This window comes from Streptomyces sp. NPDC041205, from assembly GCF_055591765.1.
The window spans coordinates 278,606-298,303 of sequence record NZ_JBVIZH010000006.1 but is presented as its reverse complement, the minus strand read 5'-3'; the positions used below and the strand labels follow the sequence as shown (position 1 = coordinate 298,303).

Genomic DNA, 19,698 nt, shown 5'->3' with positions numbered 1-19,698 from the left:
GCGCTCACCGGGCCAGCACCGACAGAAGCCGGTGCACGGCCCCGCCGAGCCCCCACCGGGTCGCCAGCTCCTCCAGGGCGGCCGGATCGCGCGGCTCGCGCGGCAGCGCGACGTCTACCTCCGGCAGCGGCACGTCACCGGCGACCCGGACCACCTTCGGGGCCACGGCCACATAGGCGCGGGACTCGTCCAGGCGCTTGCGCTGCGACGGCGTGAGCTTGGACCGCGGGTCGTCGACCGCCGCCATGATCCCGGCCAGGTCGCCGAAGGCGTCGAGCAGCTTGGCCGCGGTCTTCTCGCCGATGCCGGGCACCCCGGGCAGGCCGTCGCTCGGGTCGCCGCGCAGCAGGGCGAGATCCACATAGCCGGGGCCGTCCACGCCGTACTTCTCGCGCAGCCACGCCTCGTCGGTCACCTGAAGGGTGCCCACTCCCTTCAAGGGGTAGAGGACGCGGATGCCGCGGGCGTCGTCCACGAGCTGGTACAGGTCGCGGTCGCCCGTGATGATGTCGACCGGGCCCGTGGCCCGCGCCGCGTACGTGCCGATCACGTCGTCGGCCTCGTACGCCGCCACGCCCACGCGGGCGATGCCGAGGGCGTCCAGGACGTCCTCGATGACGGGGACCTGGGGGGAGAGGGTGTCGGGGATCTCCTCGGCGTCCGGGTCCGGGGAGCCCGCGGGGGCCTCCTCGGCCACGCGGTGCGCCTTGTACGAGGGGATGAGCTCGACGCGCCAGTGCGGGCGCCAGTCGGCGTCCATGCAGGCGACCAGGTCGTCGGGGTGGTGGTCCTGGACGAGGCGGGTGATGAATTCGAGCAGGCCGCGCACCGCGTTCACCGGAGTGCCGTCCGGCGCCCGCACGGACTCGGGGACCCCGAAGTAGGCCCGGAAGTACAAGGACGCCGTGTCGAGCAGCATCAGCCGCCGCGTTGCTTGAGTCACGCTCGCATCATGCCGCACGGCACTGACAAGGGCAGTCGAAGGACAGTGGGGAATGTGACCTGGGGCACTCTTGGGTTTGGCTCGTGTAAGCGTGGGCAGGCGCGCACGCGGAGCGAACCCGGTCGAGTTTTCAACTTCTTGACGGGCAAGCGGGCAGACCCGCGTCGCTCCACGGCCCGCCGGCGGGGGAGGCGGGCCGTCTTGGTTCAACCCGAGAGGTGTATGTGTCCAGGCTGCAAGCCGAGCACCTGTACAAGGTGTTCGGCAGACGACCCGATGGCGCGGTGGAGAAACTCCGCCACGGAGCCGACCGTGAAGAACTGCGCGCCGAGGGAACCACCGCCGCGGTGATCGACGCGTCCTTCACCGTCGAACCGGGCCAGATCTTCGTTGTCATGGGTCTCTCCGGTTCCGGCAAGTCCACGTTGCTGCGCATGCTCAACGGGCTTTCGGAGCCGACGGCCGGGCAGGTGCTCTTCGACGGGCAGGACCTGACCAAGCTGAGCGCGCGCGAACTGCGCGAGGTGCGCTCGAAGAAGATCAGCATGGTCTTCCAGCACTTCGCCCTGTTCCCGCACCGCAGCGTCCTCGAGAACGCCGCGTACGGCCTTGAGGTGCAGGGTCTTCCGCGCGCCGAGCGCGAGAAGCGGGCCCTGGAGGCGCTTGAGCTCGCCGGGCTCAAGGGCTGGGAGAAGTCCTGGCCCGACGAGCTGTCCGGCGGTATGCAGCAGCGCGTGGGCCTGGCCCGCGCGCTCGCCACGGACGCCGACCTGCTCCTGATGGACGAGTCGTTCAGCGCGCTCGACCCGCTGATCCGCCGCGACATGCAGGACCAGCTCCTGGAGCTGCAGAAGCGGCTGAAGAAGACCATCGTCTTCATCACCCACGACCTGAACGAGGCCATGCGCCTGGGCGACCAGATCGCCGTCATGCGCGACGGCCGCATCGTCCAGATCGGCACGTCCGAGGACATCCTCGTCACCCCGGCCAACGACTACGTGGCCTCGTTCACGCAGGACGTCGACCGCTCCCGGGTGCTCACCGCGGGCGCGATCATGGCTGACCCCGACAAGGACTTCGTGCGGGCCGACGCCCCCGCGACGGTCACCGAGGACACGCCCATCATCGAGCTGTTCACGCCCTGCTCAAGCAGCGGTGTGGCGGTCGCCGTGGTCGACGCTGAGGACAAGCTCGTCGGCGTCGTACCGCGGGCGCGGCTGCTCGCCGTGCTCGGCGAACCCGCCCCGTCGGAGCCGCGGGACGCGGTCGTTCCCGTGGAGCAGGCCAAGGACAACGGCGGCAAGAGCGTGGGCAAGGTGAGCAGCGGTGCCTAGGATTCCCTTCGGCGACTGGGTCAATGACGCGGTCGAATGGTCCAGAACCCATATGGACTGGCTGTTCGACTTCATCAAGACGCTCTTCCAGAACATGTGGGACGGCGTCTACGACGTCCTCTCCGGGCCCGAGCCGCTCTTGATGGCGGGCATCCTCGCCGTCATCGCGTTCTGGCTGCGCGGCCTGCTCGGCGGTGTGCTCGCCTTCGCGGGCTTCGCGTTCATCGTGTCCCTGGAGCTGTGGGACAACGCGATGATGACGCTGTCCCTGGTGCTCGTCTCAACCTTCGTGGCGCTGGTCATAGCCGTGCCCGTGGGCATCTGGGCGGCCCGCTCCAAGACGGTCAGCGGCATCGTCAGGCCGGTCCTAGACCTGATGCAGACGCTGCCCGCGATGATCTACCTCATCCCGGCGCTGCTGTTCTTCCGCATGGGCGCCCCCGCGGGCATCGTCGCCACGATCGTCTTCGCGCTCGCCCCCGGCGTGCGCATGACGGAGCTCGGCATCCGCCAGGTCGACAAGGACCTGGTCGAGGCGGCCGACGCGTTCGGTACCACGCCCCGCAACACCCTCTTCCGGGTCCAGCTCCCGCTCGCGCTGCCGACGATCATGGCCGGTGTCAACCAGGTCATCATGCTCGGCCTCTCCATGGCGGCCCTGACCGGCATGGTCGGCACCCCGGGGCTCGGCGCCGACGTCAACGCCGCCATCGGCCAGCTCGACGTCGGCCTCGGCGCGGAGGCGGGCATCTCCATCGTGGTCCTCGCCATCTACCTGGACCGCGTCACCAGCGGCCTGGGCGGCCAGGTCTCCCCGCTCGGCCGCCGCGCGCTCGCCAAGCTGCGGGCCGCGCAGGGCCTCAACGTGTGGAACTACCGCCCCCGGCCCGTCGTCGCGATGGCGGGCGTGGTCGCACTCGCGCTCGTCGCGGGCGGCATGGGCATCTTCGGCGACAACGACGACGAGACCGTGGCCGACTCCAAGAACGTGGGCCAGGGCAAGGAAGTCAAGATCGGCTACATCCCCTGGGACGAGGGCGTCGCCTCCACCTTCCTCTGGAAGGAGGCCCTGGAGCAGCGCGGCTTCAAGGTGACCACCAGCCAGCTGGAGGCCGGCCCGCTGTACACCTCCCTGGCGCAGGGCGACATCGACTTCCAGACCGACTCCTGGCTGCCGACGACGCACGCCTCGTACTGGAAGAAGTACGGCAAGGACCTGGAGGACCTGGGCGCCTGGTTCGGCCCCACGTCCCTGGAGCTGACCGTCCCCGCGTACATGAAGGACATCAACTCCCTCGAGGACCTCAAGGGCAAGGCCGGCACCTTCGACGGGAAGATCACCGGCATCGAGACGAGTGCCGGAATGATGGGTCTGCTCAAGGACAAGGTCCTCGACGCGTACGGCCTCAAGAAGGAGTACAAGGTCGTCGACGGCTCGACGCCCGCGATGCTCGCCGAGCTGAAGGCCGCGTACGCCAAGAAGGAGCCGATCGTCACCACGCTGTGGTCGCCGCACTGGGCGTACAGCGACTTCAAGCTGAAGAAGCTCAAGGACCCGAAGGGCGCCTGGGGCAAGGGCGACGGTGTGCACACGCTGGCGCGCAAGGGCTTCTCGAAGGAGAACCCCCAGGTCGGCAAGTGGCTCAAGAACTTCAAGATGAGCGAGAAGCAGCTCACCAGCCTTGAGGCCGAGATCAACAAGGCGGGCAAGGGCAAGCAGCAGGAAGCCGTGCGCACCTGGCTGAAGAAGAACCCGGGCGTGCTCGACAAGATCGCGCCGCTGCCGAAGAACTCGGGGGGCGACGAGAACAAGCGTCCGCTGAAGGCCGCGTACTTCGCCTGGGACGAGAACATCGCCGTCACCCAGCTGTGGAAGCGCGTTCTGGAGAAGCGCGGCTACAAGATGGAGCTGACCCCGGCCGACGTCGGCCCCGCCTACACGGGTCTCGCGCAGGGCGACCTCGACCTCAACCTCGACGCCTGGCTGCCGACGGCCCAGAAGCAGTACTGGGACAAGAACAAGGCGGGCCTCAAGGACCTCGGCTCCTGGTACAGCCCGACGTCCCTGGAGGTCGCCGTCCCGTCCTACGTCAAGGACGTGAAGTCCCTGGAGGACCTCAAGGGCAAGGGCGACAAGTTCAACGGCAAGATCATCGGCATCGAGCCGGGCACCGGCGTGATGCAGGCGCTCAAGGACAAGGTCCTGCCCGGGTACGGCCTGGAGGACGAGTACGAGATCGCCGCGGGCTCGACCCCAGCGATGCTCTCCGAGCTGAAGTCCGCGTACGCCAAGAAGGAGCCGATCGCGGTTCTGCTCTGGTCGCCGCACTGGGCCTACAGCGAGTACGGCCTCACCAAGCTGAAGGACCCCAAGGGCGGCTTCGGCAAGGGCAACACGATCCGCACGCTCTCCAGCAAGGACTTCCCCGACCAGTACCCGCAGCTCACGAAGTGGCTCAAGAACTTCAAGATGAGCGAGGAGCAGCTGGCAGGACTGGAGAACGAGATCAACAAGGCGGGCAAGAACAACGAGCCCAAGGCCGTCGACGCCTGGTTGAAGAAGAACCCGGGCTTCGAGGAGAAGATGACGGCCGTGCAGTAGGCCGCAGCCTGCACCGTCCACCGAGGGGTGGGTCCCGCCGGACGGTGGGACCCACCCCTCGGGGCGTTCCGGCGGACGCGCCGGCGCACGACCGCGGCCGGGCGCCGGGCGCCGGGCGCGGGTCCCGTGCCGCGGGAATCCGGACAGGTGATCTACTGGAGTGCGCTGTCACCGGACGTACACGGTCCGTACGGGGCGCGCGGGGGCCCGCGGCGGCCGTAACCGGCGCCCGAAGCGCCCAACTGGGTAAAACCGTTTGGCGAACATGCGTAGGGTGCAGAAAACCCTTCAGGGTGACAGCGTCGCCCCGCCGGGGTGACGACAAGGGCAGGACGGCCGGTGCGCGCGCCAGCGGGGCCGGGAGCGGCAGAAGGGAGCCGGGGCCATGGACGAGCACAAGGAGACCCTCCGGGTGGGCGCGGCCGTACGGCGTCGTCGGCGCCGCCTCGAGCTGACTCTCGCCGTCGTCGCCGGACGCAGCGGCCTTTCGGTGCCCTTCCTCAGCCAGGTCGAGAACGAGCGGGCCCGGCCCAGCATGCGCTCCCTGGAGCGGGTCGCCGACGCCCTCGGCACGACCGCCGTGGAACTGCTCGCCGCCGCCGACCCTGCCTGCACGGTCGACGTGGTGCGCGCCGACGACGACGTGAGCCTCGCGGGCGGCACCCCGGAGACACATGTGCGGGACCTGGTCCGCGGCCACCACCAGCTGCACGTCTTCGAGTACGTCGGCGACCACGACGAGGGCCGCGAGTTCCAGCACCGCAACGACGAGCTGATGTACGTCATCGGCGGCGCCGTCGAGGTCGAGGCCGAGGGGCGGGCCTACCGCCTCGGCCCCGGCGACAGCCTGTACCTGACGGGCGGCGTGCGGCACCGCTGGCGGGCCACGGCCGCCGACGCCCGCGTCCTCGTCGTCGCGGTCGGCGACCACATCGAGGCCGTGGACGGCGAGCGGCGCTGACCGATGCGCTCCGTGCGGGTGGTGTCCCTGGTGCCGTCGCTGACCGAGGCGGTCGCGGTGACCGCGCCGGGCGCCCTGGTCGGCGCGACCGACTGGTGCACGCACCCGGCGGACCTCGACGCCGTCCGGATCGGCGGCACCAAGAACCCCGACGTCCCGGCGATCGTGGCGCTCGCCCCCGACCTCGTGATCGCCAACGAGGAGGAGAACCGCGCGCCGGACATCGCGGCGCTGCGGGCGGCGGGCGTCGAGGTCCTCGTCACCGAGGTGCGGGGGCTCGACCAGGCGTTCCGTGAGCTGGAGCGGGTGCTTGCCGCGTGCGGCGCCGGGCGGCGGCCGGGGTGGCTGGTGGACGCGGAGGCCGCGTGGCGGGGTGTGGGCCTGTCGGCCGGGGCGAGTCGCGACGGAGTGGCCCGGGAGGGTGGGCGGCCGCGGGCCGCCGTGCCGATCTGGCGCAGGCCCTGGATGGTCCTCGGCCGGGACACCTTCGCCGGGGACCTGCTGGCCCGCCTCGGCGTCGACAACGCGTACGCGGGGCACGCCGAGCGCTATCCACGCGTCCCCCTCGACGAACTGCGGGACGCGGAGCTGGACTTGGTGGTCCTGCCTGACGAGCCGTACCGCTTCACGCCGGACGACGGTCCCGAGGCGTTCCCGGGGACGCCCGCCGCGCTGCTCAGCGGGCGCCATCTCACTTGGTACGGGCCGTCGCTGGTCGAAGCCCCGGCCGTGCTTGGGGAGGCGCTGCGGACGGCCCGCCGCTGACGTTCTCGTAGCGGGGGCTGCGGGCGCGGCCCCCGCCCGGAGTTCAGCGCGGCGCCGCGAGCAGCTTGCCGCTGGCCACGCCCCGTAGCGTCTGCACCAGCGCCACCAGCCACGCCGACACGAGCACCACGAACAGCGCCACGGCGAGCCAGTCGTACACCGCGAGGCCGGTGTGCGCGCCCAGGCCCTCGGCGCCCGTCACACACGTACCGACCGGGAAGGTGAAGGCCCACCAGGTCATGGCGAAGCCCATGCCGCGCCGCCGGGCCCGCAGCACCAGCGCGGTCGCGAGCGCGAGCCACATCAGCGCGAAGCCCATCACGGGCACCCCGAACAGCACGGCGAAGACGGCGAAGCCCTGGTCGTAGGGGGCGGGCAGGACGCCGCGGGCGACGTCGGCGAACTTGTTGGCGGCCGTGGTCGACTGGCCGAGGGGGCCGAGGACCAGGAACAGCGTGGGGGTGAGCGCCAGCGGCAGCGGGCCGCCGTGCACCAGCCGGGCGAAGATCAGGGGCAGCATCACCAGGGTGGCGAGCAGGCTCAGGCCGAACATCGCGAAACAGCCGTAGAGCAGGGTCTGCTGGGCCTGCCCCGCGGGCAGGTGCGGGACGAGCAGCGGGCCGACGGCCGCCGACACCATGGGCGCCACGACGGGCAGCAGCCACACGGGCGACGCGCTGTCGGGCTGCACGCGGTGGCGGACCACCATCAGGTACGGGATGGTGACGGCCGCGGCGAGGCCGATGGCCGTACCGGCGGTGAACAGGACCGTGTCGAGGGCGACCGCCGCCGTGGTGCCGATCCAGTCGGAGCCGACGAGCATCGCGCCCGCGCCCACGGCGAGCAGCGCCATGGCCAGGCAGCCGTAGAACGGGGCCATGCCCGGGTCGGCGAGGTGGGCGCGGGCCTGGTCGCGGTGGCGCACGTGGTGGACGGCGCGCGCGCCGAGCAGCGTCACCAGCATCACGAGCGAGAGGGCCCATATCGCGGTCACGGCCGAGCGCAGGCCCGGGACGTCCACGGGCAGGGTGGCCCCGGCGTTGGCGATGATGGCGGTGCCCATCACGGAGGCGTACCAGTTCGGTCCGAGGTGGCGGACGGCGCCGGAACGGGGCTCCGCGGCCGGGTGGGCCGGGGTGGGCGATGCCGAGGCGGGAAGGGGCGCGACTGTGACCATGCCTCCACGGTGCGCCCGTCCGGCCCGGCCCACCAGAGATGTCCTGGCTATGAGGGCATAACCTGGACTTATGAGTGGTTCGGGTGCGGGCGAGGGGCAGGGTGACGGGAAGCCGACGAGGTCCGGTGCCGGTGCGGGCGGTGTGCCGGGTGCCGCCGACGCGTCGGGCGGTGCTTCTTGTACGACGGGTGCGGCGCCCCTGGCCCATCGAGTGCCCGACCTGGCCGCCCTCGAACTGCTCCTGGCGGTGGCGCGCCTCGGCAGTCTCGGCAGGGCCGCTCGGGAACTCGGCATCACCCAGCCCGCCGCCAGCGGGCGGATCCGGTCCATGGAACGGCTGCTCGGCGTCGCCCTCGTGGACCGCTCACCCCGCGGGTCCCGGCTCACCGAGGCGGGCGCGCTCGTCACGGACTGGGCGCGGCGGATCGTCGAGGCGGCCGAGGCCTTCGACGCGGGGGCGCAGGCGCTGCGGGACCGGCGGGACTCGCGCCTTCGGGTCGCCGCGAGCATGACCATCGCCGAGTATCTGCTGCCCGGCTGGCTCATCGCGCTGCGCGCGCGGCGGCCGGACACGGCGGTGTCGCTGCTCGCCGGGAACTCGGCCGTGGTCGCCGGGCGGCTGCTCGCCGGGGAGGCCGACGTCGGGTTCGTCGAGGGGATCGGGGTGCCGGCCGGGCTCGACGGGGTCGTCGTCGCGCACGACCGGCTCGTCGTGGTCGTCGCGCCGGGGCACGCCTGGGCGCGGCGGCGGGCGCCGATCGGGGCGGCGGAGCTTGCGGCCGCGCCGTTGATCCTGCGGGAGGAGGGGTCCGGCACGCGGGCCGTCCTGGAGGCCGCGCTCGGTGGGCTCGCGCGGCCCCTGCTCGAACTGTCCTCGACCACCGCCGTGAAGTCCGCCGCCGTCAGCGGGGCCGGGCCCGCGGTGCTCAGTGAGCTGGCCGTGGGGGAGGAGTTGGCCGCTCGGCGGCTCGTCGGGATTCCCGTGGACGGGGCGCGGTTGCGGCGGGAGCTTCGGGCCGTGTGGCCGGTGGGGCATGTTCCGGCTGGGCCGGTGCGGGAGCTCTTGAGCTTGACCCGGGCGGTCGGCTAGGCCCTCTGCGTGGGCCGGCGTCTCGCCTTCGCCGTGCCCGCGCCCCCGGCCGACCGCGTCTTCCCCTGGGCCTGCGCCCAGGTTTTCTCCCACCCGCCCACCCGTTCACCCTTGGACGCAGGGCGGGCGCTTCGCCCCACGCCCGCCCGCGCCCCCTGTCGGCCGCGTCGCGCCCTCGGCCTGCGGCCTGGGTGGGCGGGGTGGGTGGGAAGCAGGCCGGGTGCGGGTGCGGGAAAGGAGAGGGAGCAACTGCGGGGGCTGCAGGCGCGAGGGGGAGCAGGAGTGGGGCGGGGGGTGGGGAACTGCGTCAGGTCGTGGGCGTCGCCGCCTCCACCAACCCCCTCATCACCCGTACATCCACCCCCGCCTCTGGATGCCACTGCACCCCCAACACCCAGCCCGGCGAGGGCAGCTCGATGGCCTCGATGGTGCCGTCGTCCGCGTGGGCGGAGGGGATCAGGCCGGTGCCCAGGCGGTCCACGGCCTGGTGGTGGTAGGTGGGGACGTCGGTCGTGGGGTCGGGCACGAGCTCGGCGTACCGCGTGCCGGGGACGTGCTTCACCGTGTGGGCGCTGAAGACGCCGGGCGCCGCGACATGGCCGTCCAGGTGCTGGACCAGAGTGCCGCCCAGGGCGACGTTGAGGAGCTGCATGCCCCGGCAGATGCCGAGCAGGGGTGTGCCGGAGTCCAGCGCCGCCCGGATGAGGGCGAGTTCCCAGGCGTCCCGTTCGCGCGCGGGCGGGCCCGTGCGGTCCTCGCGCGGCGCGCCGTAGTGGGACGGGTCCACGTCGGGGCCGCCCGCGATGACGACGCCGTCGAGGCGGGCGACGACGTCGGCGGCGTACCGCGGCTCGTCGGGCGGCACCATCGACGCGAGGCCGCCCGCGGCCTGGACCATGCGCGGGTATCCGGCCGGCAAAAGGGCGGCCGGGAGCTCCCAGACGCCCCAGCTCGCCTTCGTCTCCAGGTAGGTGCTGATGCCGATCAGCGGCCTGCGAGCCGCATCCGTGCTGTGCAACGTGCTCAACATGTTCTCCGTGTCGCCGTACGGTGTGCCGTCGTGCCGATGTGCCGATGTGCCGTTGTGATGTCGCGTCGGTGCGCCGACGCGCCGTCCTGCCGTCGTCCTGGAAACGGTCGACGCTACTTCCGTTCCAGCTCCGCCTCCGCCTCCGCGAGCGCCGCGAACTCCTCCTCCGGGGCCCGTGCCACCAGATGCTTGCGGCTGTAGAGGCCGAAGTAGGCGATCGCCACGACGTACACGCCGAGGGCGATGAACGCGGCCGTGACGTCCACGAGGAACGTGGCGACCAGGGCCGCGCAGGCGAGGGTGAGGGCGATCGAGGAGGTGAGGATGCCGCCGGGGGTGCGGTAGGGGCGGGGGAGGTTCGGTTCGCGGCGGCGCAGGACGATGTGGGAGAGGGACATCAGGGCGTACGAGATGGTGGCGCCGAACACCGCCACGTTCAGCATGCGGGCGCCGTCGCCGGTGGCCGCCGCCAGGCCGAAGCCGATCGCGCCGGGGACGATGAGGCCCAGGTAGGGCGCCTTGCGGCTGCTGGTCAGGGACAGGAAGCGGGGCAGGTAGCCCGCGCGGGACAGGGCGAACAACTGGCGCGAGCCCGCGTAGATCAGCGAGAAGAACGACGCGACCAGGCCCGCGAGGCCCGCGTAGTTGATGACCCGGCTGAGGGCCGTCGCCTCGCCGTCCGGCTGGAGCGCGTCCACGAGCGGGTTGCCGGTGTCCTGGATCGCCGCCGAGCCGCGGGCCCCGGCGGAGGCGAAGAAGGTGAGCAGGGCGAGGGCGACCAGGATGCACAGGGACCAGCGGATGGCACGCGGCAGGGTGCGCGCGGGATCCTTGGTCTCCTCGGCGGCCAGCGGCACGCCCTCCACGCCCAGGAAGAACCACATGCCGAACGGGAACGCCGCCCAGATGCCGAGGAGCCCGAGCGGCAGCCAGGAGTTGGAGCCGAACGCGTCGTGGTCGACGGCGATGTCGTTCAGGTGGGAGGAGTCGAAGTCCATGAAGGCGCCGACGGCGAAGACGAGCAGCGCGGCCACCGCGATGCCGGTGACGACGAAGCTGAAGCGCAGCGCCTCGCCCACGCCCCACAGGTGGATGCCGATGAAGATGACGAAGCAGGCCAGGTAGACCGGCCAGCCGGACTCCAGGCCGAAGAGGTTCAGCGACTCGACGTAGTCGCCGATGAAGATGGCGATGGCGGCGGGCGCGAGGATGTACTCGATGAGGATCGCCGTGCCGGTGAGGAAGCCGCCCCAGGGGCCGAGCGCCCGGCGCGCGAAGCCGTAGCCGCCGCCCGCCGTGGGCAGTACGGACGACAGCTCGGCGAGCGAGAAGACCATGCACGCGTACATGACGCCCATGAGCGCCATGGCGATGCCGAGGCCGCCGAAGCCGCCCTCCTTGAGGCCCGAGTTCCAGCCGGAGAAGTCGCCGGAGACGACGTAGGCGACGCCGAGGCCGGTGAGCAGGACCCAGCCCGCGTTGCCGCGGCGCAGGGCCCGCCGTTCCAGATAGTCGTCCGGTTCTCCGGCGGCGCGGACCTTCGATGGCTCGGTGGACTCCAGGCTCATGGCACGGCTCCCTGCGGCGGCATCCAATGGAATGGAGCCATACCTTTGCGGTGGTGGGGGTGAGAAAGCAAGACCCTTGCGTTACGCCGCGGTTAATCACTCCTCAGGTCAGGAACCCCCGCAGCAGCGCCGCCGTCCCCGCGCAGTGCTCGCGCATCATCTCCCGCGCGCCGTCCGCGTCGCCGTCGAGCACCGCCTCCACGAGCGCGGTGTGCTGGCGCTGGGAGTGCTCCAGGTTCCGTACCAAAAGGGGGATGCAGTCCAGGAGGTCGTTGACCGTGGCGCGGACCGCGGCGTACTGGGCGGTGAGCGACGGGGAGCCGGACAGCTCGGCCAGGGTGAGGTGCAGCAGGGTGTCCTGGCGGCGGTATTCGGCGAGCGGCGCGTCATGGGTGCGGGCGAGCGCCTCCCGCAGCCGCCCGGCCTGGCCGTCGTCGAGCCCGTGCGCGGCGCACAGGCCCGCCGCGCCCACCTCCAGGACCTCCCGGAAGCGCAGCGCGTCCTCCACGTCCACATCCGCGATGCGCCGGCGCAGCTCGTCCTCGCCCGCCGCCTCCGGGCGCGGGCGCACGAACGTGCCGCCGTAGCGCCCCCGGCGCGACTCCACGAGCCCCTGGTCCTGGAGCACCTTCAGGACCTCGCGCAGCGTGACCCGGCTGATCCCGAGCCGGTCGGCCAGCTCCCGCTCGGCCGGCAGGCGTTCGCCGCCCGGCACCAGGCCGAGGCGGACCACCTGGAGGATCTGCTCCAGGGCCTCCTCGAAGCCGTTGCCCGCCCGGACCGGACGCAGGACCTGCGTCAGCCGGTCGTCACCCCGCAGGTGCGAGTCGTCCGTCTCCGCGTGCGACATCTGCCCGTACCCCCTTCCCAAGCAATGGTTCTCGGCAATACCTTATGGCCACTCGGCTGACCCAAGGAGGCTTTTCCCGTGGCAGACCGCACACCCCCGCTCGGCATCGAGGAGCTGCGTGCTCTCGTGGCGAGCGGCGAGATCGACACTGTCGTCCTGGCCTTCCCCGATATGCAAGGGCGGCTCCAGGGCAAGCGGTTCGCCGCCCGGTTCTTCCTCGACGAAGTCCTCGAGCACGGCACGGAGGGCTGCAACTACCTTCTCGCCGTCGACACGGAGATGAACACGGTCGACGGATACGCGATGTCCTCCTGGGACCGCGGCTACGGCGACTTCGCCATGCACGCCGACGTCTCCACCCTGCGCCGCGTCCCCTGGAACGAGGGCACGGCCCTCCTGATGGCCGACCTCGCATGGACCGACGGCGAGCCCGTCGTGGCCGCCCCGCGCCAGATACTGCGCCGCCAGCTGGACCGCCTCGCCGAGCTCGGCTACAGCGCCCACGTCGGCACGGAGCTGGAGTTCATCGTCTTCAAGGACACCTACGAACAGGCCTGGGACGCGGGCTACAAGGGCCTCACCCCGGCCAATCAGTACAACATCGACTACTCCGTCCTCGGCACCGGACGCATCGAGCCGCTGCTCCGCCGCATCCGCAACGACATGGCCGCCGCGGGCCTGACCGTGGAGTCCGCCAAGGGCGAGTGCAACCCCGGCCAGCACGAGATCGTGTTCCGCTACGACGAGGCCCTCGTCACCTGCGACCAGCACTCCATCTACAAGACGGGCGCCAAGGAGATCGCCGCGCAGGAGGGCGTCTCGCTCACCTTCATGGCGAAGTACAACGAGCGCGAAGGCAACTCCTGTCACATCCACCTCTCGCTCCAGGACGCCGACGGCAACAACGCCATGGCCGGTGACGGACCAGGGGGGATGTCCGACGTGATGCGGCACTTCCTCGCCGGACAGCTCCTCGCCCTGCGCGACTTCTCCCTGCTGTACGCGCCCAACATCAACTCCTTCAAGCGCTTCCAGCCCGGCTCCTTCGCGCCGACGGCCGCCGCCTGGGGCTACGACAACCGCACCTGCGCGCTGCGCGTCGTCGGCCACGGCCGGTCCCTGCGCTTCGAGAACCGGCTGCCCGGCGGCGACGTCAACCCCTACCTGGCCGTCGCGGGCCTGGTCGCCGCGGGCCTGTACGGCATCGAGCAGAAGCTCGAACTGCCCGAGGCCTGCACCGGCAACGCCTACACCGCCGACTACGAACACGTCCCGACGACGCTGCGCGAGGCCGCCGAGCTGTGGGAGAACAGCCCCATCGCCAAGGCCGCCTTCGGTGACGAGGTCGTCGCGCACTACCGCAACATGGCCCGGGTCGAGCTGGACGCCTTCGACGCCGCGGTGACCGACTGGGAGCTCCGCCGCTCCTTCGAACGCATGTGAGGCACTTCCTTGCTTGAGTCCCTTCAGGTACTGAACCCGGCGACGGAGGACGTCGTCGCGACCGTCCCCGCCGCCACGGCGCAGGACGTCGACGCGGCCGTGGCGCGCGCCGCCGCCGCGCAGGTCGCATGGGCCGCCGCGGCCCCCGCCGACCGTGCCCGGCTGCTGCGCCGCTTCGCCGTCGTCATCGACGAACACATCGAGGAACTCGCCCAGTTGGAGGTGCGCGAGGCCGGTCACGTCATCGGCAACGCGCGCTGGGAGGCGGGCAACGCCCGTGACCTGTTCGACTACGCGGCCGGCGGCGCCGAGCGGCTCAACGGCCGCCAGATCCCGGTGCCCGGCGGCCTGAACGTCACGATCCTCGAACCCCTCGGCGTCATCGGCGTCATCGCGCCCTGGAACTTCCCGATGCCCATCGCCGCCTGGGGCACCGCCCCGGCCCTCGCGGCGGGCAACGCGGTCGTCCTCAAGCCCGCCGAGACCACCCCGCTGACCGCCCTGCGCCTGGCCGAACTCGCCCTGGAGGCGGGCCTTCCCGAGGGCCTGTTCCAGGTCCTGCCCGGGGAGGGCGCCGTCGCCGGGAACGCGCTCGTCGAGCACCCGGGCGTCGCCAAGATCGTGTTCACCGGCTCCACCCGCGTCGGCAAGCAGATCATGGCCAAGTGCGCCGACCGCGTGAAGCGCCTGACCCTCGAACTCGGCGGCAAGAGCCCCAACATCGTCTTCGCCGACGCCGACGTGGAGGCCGCCGCCCTCGCCGCGCCCGGCTCCTTCCTCGACAACTCCGGCCAGGACTGCTGCGCCCGCACCCGCATCCTCGTGCAGCGCTCCGCGTACGACCGCTTCATCGAGGTCCTGGCGCCCGCGGTCGAGTCGTACGTCGTCGGGGACCCGGCCGACGAGAAGACGCAGATGGGGCCGCTGATCTCCAGGGCCCAGCTGGAGCGGGTGCGGTCCTACGTGCCCGCGGGCACCGGCATCCGCGGCAGCGCCCCCGAGGGGCCGGGCTTCTGGTTCCCGCCGACCGTGCTCACCGACGCCGGGCCGACCTCGGCGGTCGCCGTCGAGGAGGTCTTCGGTCCGGTCGCGGTGGTCCTGCCCTTCGACGACGAGGCCGACGCGATCCGCCTCGCCAACGCCACCGAGTACGGCCTGTCCGGCTCGATCTGGACGCGGGACGTGGGCCGTGCGCTGCGCGTCTCGCAGGCGGTACGGGCCGGGAACCTGTCCGTCAACTCGCACTCCAGCGTGCGCTATTGGACCCCCTTCGGGGGCTACGGGCAGTCCGGCCTCGGGCGTGAGCTCGGCCCCGACGCCCTCACCGCCTTCACCGAAACGAAGAACGTCTTCATCAGCACGGAAGGGCCCGCACAGTGACCGAAGAGACTGTGACATCTCCTGGGGGTTCCCCCCAGACCCCCGTCTGCCGCCGCCTCGTCGGACGTACCGCCGTCATCACCGGCGCCGGCAGCGGCATCGGCCTCGCCACCGCCCGCCGCCTCGCCGCCGAGGGCGCGAACGTCGTGTGCGGCGACATCGACGAGACCGCGGGCAAGAAGGCCGCCGAGGAGGTCGGCGGCACCTTCGTGAAGGTCGACGTCACCGACGCCGAGCAGGTCGAGGCGCTGTTCAAGACGGCGTACGACACCTATGGCTCCGTCGACGTCGCCTTCAACAACGCGGGCATCTCGCCGCCCGACGACGACTCCATCCTGGACACCGGCCTGGAGGCCTGGAAGCGCGTCCAGGAGGTCAACCTCACCTCCGTCTACCTGTGCTGCAAGGCCGCCATCCCCTACATGCGGCGCCAGGGCAAGGGCTCCATCATCAACACGGCCTCGTTCGTGGCCCGGATGGGTGCGGCCACCTCGCAGATCTCGTACACCGCGTCCAAGGGCGGCGTCCTCGCCATGTCCCGCGAACTCGGCGTTCAGTTCGCCCGCGAGGGCATCCGCGTGAACGCGCTGTGCCCCGGCCCGGTGAACACCCCCCTCCTCCAGGAACTGTTCGCCAAGGACCCCGAGCGCGCAGCCCGCCGCCTCGTGCACATCCCCGTGGGCCGCTTCGCCGAGGCCGAGGAGCTGGCCGCCGCGGTCGCCTTCCTCGCCAGTGACGACTCGTCGTTCGTCAACGCCACGGACTTCCTGGTCGACGGCGGCATCTCCGGGGCGTACGTCACGCCCCTGTAGTTCACCCAGAGGCCACCGACCTGTCAGCCGGGCGTCGTGAGGCGCCCGGCTGACCTGCGTAGACAGGCACCGTGTTCATGAAGATCAAGCGCCCCCTGGCGGCCGCGGCGGCGGCCCTCGCCGTTGCCGGAACCGGCCTCGCCGCCACCGCCCAGGCCGCCCCGGCCCCCCACCGGGCCGCCGCGAAGTGCCCCGCCCTCACCATCTCCAAGGGCTGGTACGCGGACAACAAGAACCAGCTCCAGCGCCTCCTCGACACCTACGGCCGCTGCGGGGACACGTACGACAAGCACCACAAGCCCCTCGCCGTCTTCGACTGGGACAACACGGTCATCAGGAACGACGTGGGCGACGCCACCATGTTCTGGATGCTGCGCCACGGCAAGATACGCACCCCCGAGCGCGGCGACTGGCGCACCACCAGCCGCTATCTGACCGCCCCCGCCGCCAGGGCCCTCGCGAAGGCCTGCCCGGCCACCGGCCGCACCCTGCCCACCCGCACGCACGCGGCCTGCGCCGACGAGATCGCCGCCGTGTACGGCGAGGGCGCCACCACCACCGGCAAGGGGGCCTTCGCCGGATTCGACCACCGCCGCATGGAGCCGCAGTACGCCTGGCTCGCCCAGCTCCTGCGCGGCTGGAGCACCGACCGCGTCAAGGACTTCGCGGCCGCCGCCCGCAAGGAGAACCTCGCCTCGCCGATCGGCGCCGAACAGCGCGTCGGCACCGGCAAGGTCACCGGCTGGGCGCGCTACTACGACCAGCAGCGGGACCTGATCCGCACCCTGAAGAAGGCCGGGTTCGACGTGTACGTCGTCTCCGCCTCGCCCGAGCCCGTCGCCGAGGTCTGGGCGAAGGGCGTCGGCCTCGACGCCCGGCACACCATCGGCATCCGCAACGTACAGCGCGACGGGCGCCTCACCGCCCGCCTCAAGGGCTGCGGCTCCGTCGAGGACGGCGCCGACTCGATGATCACGTACATCGACGGCAAGCGCTGCGCCATCAACGAGCGGATCCTCGGCGTGCGCGGCAAGGCCGCCGAGAAGGTCCAACCGGCGGCGAAGCGCCAGGTGTTCGCCGCGGGCGACTCCGACACCGACGTGTCCTTCCTGCGCGACGCCACCGGCCTCCGGCTCGTCCTGAACCGCAACAAGGCCGAGCTGATGTGCCGCGCCTACGACAACCGCGACCGGCGCTGGCTGGTCAACCCCATGTTCATCGAGCCCAAGGGCAAGCAGTCCGCGCCCTACCCGTGCGCCACCACCGGCTACACAGGACGTGACGGCGCGAAGGGTCCGGTGCGCCGCGCGGACGGGTCGGTCATCGCGGACCAACAGGACACGGTGTACGGGGGTTCAACGACCTCGTAGGACTGCTGTAGCGTCCACGCACATGCGCAACAGAAACGTTCTGGCGTTGACGCTGGCCTCGGCCGCCGCCCTGGTGGCCGGGCCCGTCACGCTTCCCGCTGCCGCCGCCACGGCCGCGCCCGCGTCGCACCCCGGCGCCCACTGCCCCCAGCTGTCGAAGAAGCTCTCCTGGTACGGGGACAACCGCGCCCGTCTCCAGAAGGTCATCGACGAGCGGGGCACCTGCTCCAACCCGCACCTCGGTCACGGCACCAAGCGCCCCGTCGCCGCCTTCGACTGGGACAACACCATCACCAAGAACGACATCACCGACGCCACCATCAGCTGGGCGCTGCGCCACGACAAGATCCTGCGCCCCAAGAGCTGGAAGTCCTCCAGCAAGTGGATGACGGCCGCGGGCCATCGCGCCCTCACCAAGGCCTGCGGCACCAAGGTGCCCGTCGGCAGGCCGCTGCCCACCTCCACCAACGGCGCCTGCGCCGACGAGATCCTCCAGATCCGCGAGGACGGCACCACGATGAGCGGCGCCGCCGCCTTCGCCGGGACCTGGAACCACCGCCGCACGGTCCCGCAGTACGCCTGGGTGCCCCAGCTCTTCGCCGGACACACCGTCAAGGAACTGGAGTCGTACGCGAAGAAGGCCCGCAAGGAGGCCCTCGCCGCGCCGATCGGCACCACCCGCACCATCGGCAGCCACACCGTGCCGGGATACGTGCGCTACTACGACCAGCAGCGCGACCTGGTCCGCACCCTGAAGAAGGCCGGATTCGACGTCTACATCGTCTCCGCGGGCTCCGAGCCGGTCGCCGAGGTGTGGGCCGCAGGCAAGGGCGGCGTCGGCATCGACCGCGAGCACACCGTCGCCATCCGCTCCGTCCTCGACGGCAAGGGCCGCATCACCACCTGGAACCAGGGCTGCGGCGGCGTCGGCGTCAACAAGGGCGAGGCCATCCCGTACATCGACGGCAAGCGCTGCTTCGTCAACCAGGAGATCTACAAGATCAAGGGCAAAAAGGCCTGGGACAAGCAGCGCTGGAGCAAGCGCATCGCGATCGGCGGCGGCGACGCCGACACCGACGTGACGTTCGTCGGCGACGCCACCGGCGCGCACCTCGTGCTCAACCGCAACAAGGGCGAGTTCATGTGCCGGGCTTACGACAACGCCGACGGGCGCTGGGTCGTGAACCCCATGTTCATCGAGCCGCTGCCGCAGAAGAGCGGCACCTACCCGTGCTCCACGTCCGCCTACAACGCGCCGGACGGCGGCAAGACGCCCGTGCTGCGCGGAGACGGCTCCGTGGTGCCCGACCAGGTGGACTCGGTGTACTGACACGGAACCGCGGGTGACGGGCCGGGTTCCGCACGGAGCCCGGCCCGCTCGGGTTGGTCGTGGCTCCGAGCCACGTCCTAGAGTGCCGGGATGAGCATGACGCCTCCTCCCGGCTGGTACCCGGACCCGTCGACGCCCGGCACCGAGCGCTGGTGGGACGGATCCGCGTGGACCGAGCACCGGCGGGCGCCCGCCGCGTACCAATCGCCGCAGCCGCAGCCGGGCTTCGCTACCACCGTGATCCAGCCGGCGTCCGCGGGCGGCGGGAATGGCGGCAACCGTGCCAAGACCGTCGCCCTCTGCGCCGCGGGCGCCGTCCTCGTCGCGTCCATCGTCACCGGCGTCGTCGTGCTCCAGGGCGACGACGGCGACCCGCAGGGCAGCACCGCGCCCACGACCTCGGCGGTCGACGACCCGAGCCCGACGCGGTCCACCCCCGCGCCGGAGACCTCCGCGCCCGACGAGGACCCCGACACCCTCGTCGACCAGCTCAACGGCATCACGCTGCCGGTTCCGGCCGGCTGGGAGAAGGCCGAGAACACCGTCGGCGACGAAGTCACCCTGCAGACCCCCGACACCTACGACTGCCCGGGCGACCCCGGCCTGTGCCGCCAGGGGAAGATCACGTCGAGCACGGCCACGGGCACCGACGAGCGCTCGCCGGAGAAGCTAGCCAAGAAGGACATCGAGGACGCGGTCGACGCCGCGTACGACGAGGACTCCATCGGCCGCGAACCGTTCGGCGGCATGGCCCGGCACCAGCAGGTCAAGGCGGGCACCGTCGCGGTCGGCGGCCGCAGCGGCTACTTCGTGCGCTGGCGCGTCCACACCGAGAAGGGCCCCGGCGGGTACGTCCAGTCCCTCGCGTTCCCGTCGAGCACCGGCTCCGAGGCGATGGTCATCGTCCGCTTCGCCATCGACGCGGCGAAGGGCGCGCCGCCGCTCTCCGACATCGACGAGGTCATCGAGGGCATCAGGCCGGTGGGGGACAGCGAGACGGGCGGGGGAGTGGGCAACAGCGTGGAGCCGTCGCCGTGAGCCGT

General features: G+C 71.6%; 16 protein-coding genes. 11 read left to right on the top strand and 5 right to left on the bottom strand.

The features are described 5' to 3' along the window. Positions 1–4: 4 nt before the first annotated feature. Entirely contained in the window at positions 5–919 is a 915-nt protein-coding gene (locus ACZ6BG_RS26415) for a 5'-3' exonuclease (protein ID WP_469006208.1), read from the bottom strand. Between the two features lie 248 nt (positions 920–1,167). On the opposite strand from ACZ6BG_RS26415, the gene ACZ6BG_RS26410 reads away from it, so the two are divergent. From ACZ6BG_RS26410 to ACZ6BG_RS26395, 4 genes are all read left to right on the top strand, one after another. Beyond that, positions 1,168–2,277 (top strand): quaternary amine ABC transporter ATP-binding protein, encoded by a 1,110-nt coding sequence (locus ACZ6BG_RS26410; protein WP_469005763.1) that lies wholly within the window; start codon positions 1,168–1,170, stop codon positions 2,275–2,277. Further along, positions 2,270–4,879 (top strand): ABC transporter permease/substrate binding protein, encoded by a 2,610-nt coding sequence (locus ACZ6BG_RS26405; protein ID WP_469005760.1) that lies wholly within the window; start codon positions 2,270–2,272, stop codon positions 4,877–4,879. The genes ACZ6BG_RS26410 and ACZ6BG_RS26405 overlap by 8 nt, the downstream gene beginning before the upstream one ends. Positions 4,880–5,264: 385 nt before the next feature. Next, positions 5,265–5,840: a helix-turn-helix domain-containing protein gene (locus ACZ6BG_RS26400; protein WP_469005758.1), complete on the top strand. Its 576-nt coding sequence runs from the start codon at positions 5,265–5,267 to the stop codon at positions 5,838–5,840. 3 nt (positions 5,841–5,843) lie between these two features. Then, positions 5,844–6,605: a helical backbone metal receptor gene (locus tag ACZ6BG_RS26395; RefSeq protein ID WP_469005756.1), complete on the top strand. Its 762-nt coding sequence runs from the start codon at positions 5,844–5,846 to the stop codon at positions 6,603–6,605. Between the two features lie 43 nt (positions 6,606–6,648). Here the strand turns inward: ACZ6BG_RS26395 and ACZ6BG_RS26390 are convergent, their stop codons facing one another. Next, a complete protein-coding gene (locus ACZ6BG_RS26390; protein ID WP_469005754.1) occupies positions 6,649–7,782 on the bottom strand; it encodes a TDT family transporter in 1,134 nt (377 codons plus the stop codon). Positions 7,783–7,852: 70 nt separating this feature from the next. Between ACZ6BG_RS26390 and ACZ6BG_RS26385 the strand changes: the two genes are divergently transcribed. Beyond that, positions 7,853–8,872 (top strand): LysR family transcriptional regulator, encoded by a 1,020-nt coding sequence (locus ACZ6BG_RS26385; RefSeq protein ID WP_469005750.1) that lies wholly within the window; start codon positions 7,853–7,855, stop codon positions 8,870–8,872. 307 nt (positions 8,873–9,179) lie between these two features. On the opposite strand, the gene ACZ6BG_RS26380 is transcribed toward ACZ6BG_RS26385, so the two are convergent. The 3 genes from ACZ6BG_RS26380 to ACZ6BG_RS26370 form a co-directional block, all read right to left on the bottom strand. Beyond that, positions 9,180–9,890 (bottom strand): gamma-glutamyl-gamma-aminobutyrate hydrolase family protein, encoded by a 711-nt coding sequence (locus ACZ6BG_RS26380; RefSeq protein WP_469005748.1) that lies wholly within the window; start codon positions 9,888–9,890, stop codon positions 9,180–9,182. Between the two features lie 125 nt (positions 9,891–10,015). After that, on the bottom strand, positions 10,016–11,470 hold the full coding sequence (eat, locus tag ACZ6BG_RS26375) for an ethanolamine permease (RefSeq protein WP_469005744.1): 1,455 nt from the start codon (positions 11,468–11,470) through the stop codon (positions 10,016–10,018). A 103-nt stretch (positions 11,471–11,573) separates the two neighbouring features. Beyond that, positions 11,574–12,320, bottom strand: a complete 747-nt coding sequence (locus ACZ6BG_RS26370) for a FadR/GntR family transcriptional regulator (protein WP_469005740.1) — start codon at positions 12,318–12,320, stop codon at positions 11,574–11,576. 78 nt (positions 12,321–12,398) lie between these two features. Here ACZ6BG_RS26370 and ACZ6BG_RS26365 point away from each other — a divergent pair, with 78 nt between their 5' ends. The 6 genes from ACZ6BG_RS26365 to ACZ6BG_RS26340 all read left to right on the top strand — a co-directional run bounded on the left by ACZ6BG_RS26365 (position 12,399) and on the right by ACZ6BG_RS26340 (position 19,693). After that, positions 12,399–13,763, top strand: coding sequence for a glutamine synthetase family protein (locus ACZ6BG_RS26365; protein ID WP_469005737.1), 1,365 nt, complete (start codon positions 12,399–12,401; stop codon positions 13,761–13,763). A 9-nt stretch (positions 13,764–13,772) separates the two neighbouring features. Then, complete coding sequence (locus ACZ6BG_RS26360; RefSeq protein ID WP_469005733.1) at positions 13,773–15,143, top strand: aldehyde dehydrogenase family protein; 1,371 nt, start codon at positions 13,773–13,775, stop codon at positions 15,141–15,143. Beyond that, positions 15,140–15,955 carry a 3-oxoacyl-ACP reductase gene (locus tag ACZ6BG_RS26355; RefSeq protein WP_469005731.1) on the top strand — a complete coding sequence of 272 codons (816 nt, stop codon included), beginning with the start codon at positions 15,140–15,142 and terminating at the stop codon, positions 15,953–15,955. Before ACZ6BG_RS26360 ends, ACZ6BG_RS26355 begins: the two co-directional genes overlap by 4 nt. Positions 15,956–16,032: 77 nt before the next feature. Further along, a complete protein-coding gene (locus ACZ6BG_RS26350) occupies positions 16,033–17,325 on the top strand; it encodes an HAD family hydrolase (protein WP_469005729.1) in 1,293 nt (430 codons plus the stop codon). 22 nt (positions 17,326–17,347) lie between these two features. After that, complete coding sequence (locus ACZ6BG_RS26345) at positions 17,348–18,655, top strand: haloacid dehalogenase-like hydrolase (protein ID WP_469005726.1); 1,308 nt, start codon at positions 17,348–17,350, stop codon at positions 18,653–18,655. A 90-nt stretch (positions 18,656–18,745) separates the two neighbouring features. Beyond that, complete coding sequence (locus ACZ6BG_RS26340) at positions 18,746–19,693, top strand: DUF2510 domain-containing protein (protein ID WP_469005724.1); 948 nt, start codon at positions 18,746–18,748, stop codon at positions 19,691–19,693. Positions 19,694–19,698 lie beyond the last annotated feature (5 nt).

Coding starts and splice junctions, on each gene's coding strand:
- ACZ6BG_RS26415 (WP_469006208.1), bottom strand. CDS start 919: ATGCTGCTCGACACGGCGTCCTTGTACTTCCGGGCCTACTTCGGGGTC.
- ACZ6BG_RS26400 (WP_469005758.1), top strand. CDS start 5,265: ATGGACGAGCACAAGGAGACCCTCCGGGTGGGCGCGGCCGTACGGCGT.
- ACZ6BG_RS26395 (WP_469005756.1), top strand. CDS start 5,844: ATGCGCTCCGTGCGGGTGGTGTCCCTGGTGCCGTCGCTGACCGAGGCG.
- ACZ6BG_RS26390 (WP_469005754.1), bottom strand. CDS start 7,782: ATGGTCACAGTCGCGCCCCTTCCCGCCTCGGCATCGCCCACCCCGGCC.
- ACZ6BG_RS26385 (WP_469005750.1), top strand. CDS start 7,853: ATGAGTGGTTCGGGTGCGGGCGAGGGGCAGGGTGACGGGAAGCCGACG.
- eat (WP_469005744.1), bottom strand. CDS start 11,470: ATGAGCCTGGAGTCCACCGAGCCATCGAAGGTCCGCGCCGCCGGAGAA.
- ACZ6BG_RS26370 (WP_469005740.1), bottom strand. CDS start 12,320: ATGTCGCACGCGGAGACGGACGACTCGCACCTGCGGGGTGACGACCGG.
- ACZ6BG_RS26350 (WP_469005729.1), top strand. CDS start 16,033: ATGAAGATCAAGCGCCCCCTGGCGGCCGCGGCGGCGGCCCTCGCCGTT.
- ACZ6BG_RS26345 (WP_469005726.1), top strand. CDS start 17,348: ATGCGCAACAGAAACGTTCTGGCGTTGACGCTGGCCTCGGCCGCCGCC.
- ACZ6BG_RS26340 (WP_469005724.1), top strand. CDS start 18,746: ATGAGCATGACGCCTCCTCCCGGCTGGTACCCGGACCCGTCGACGCCC.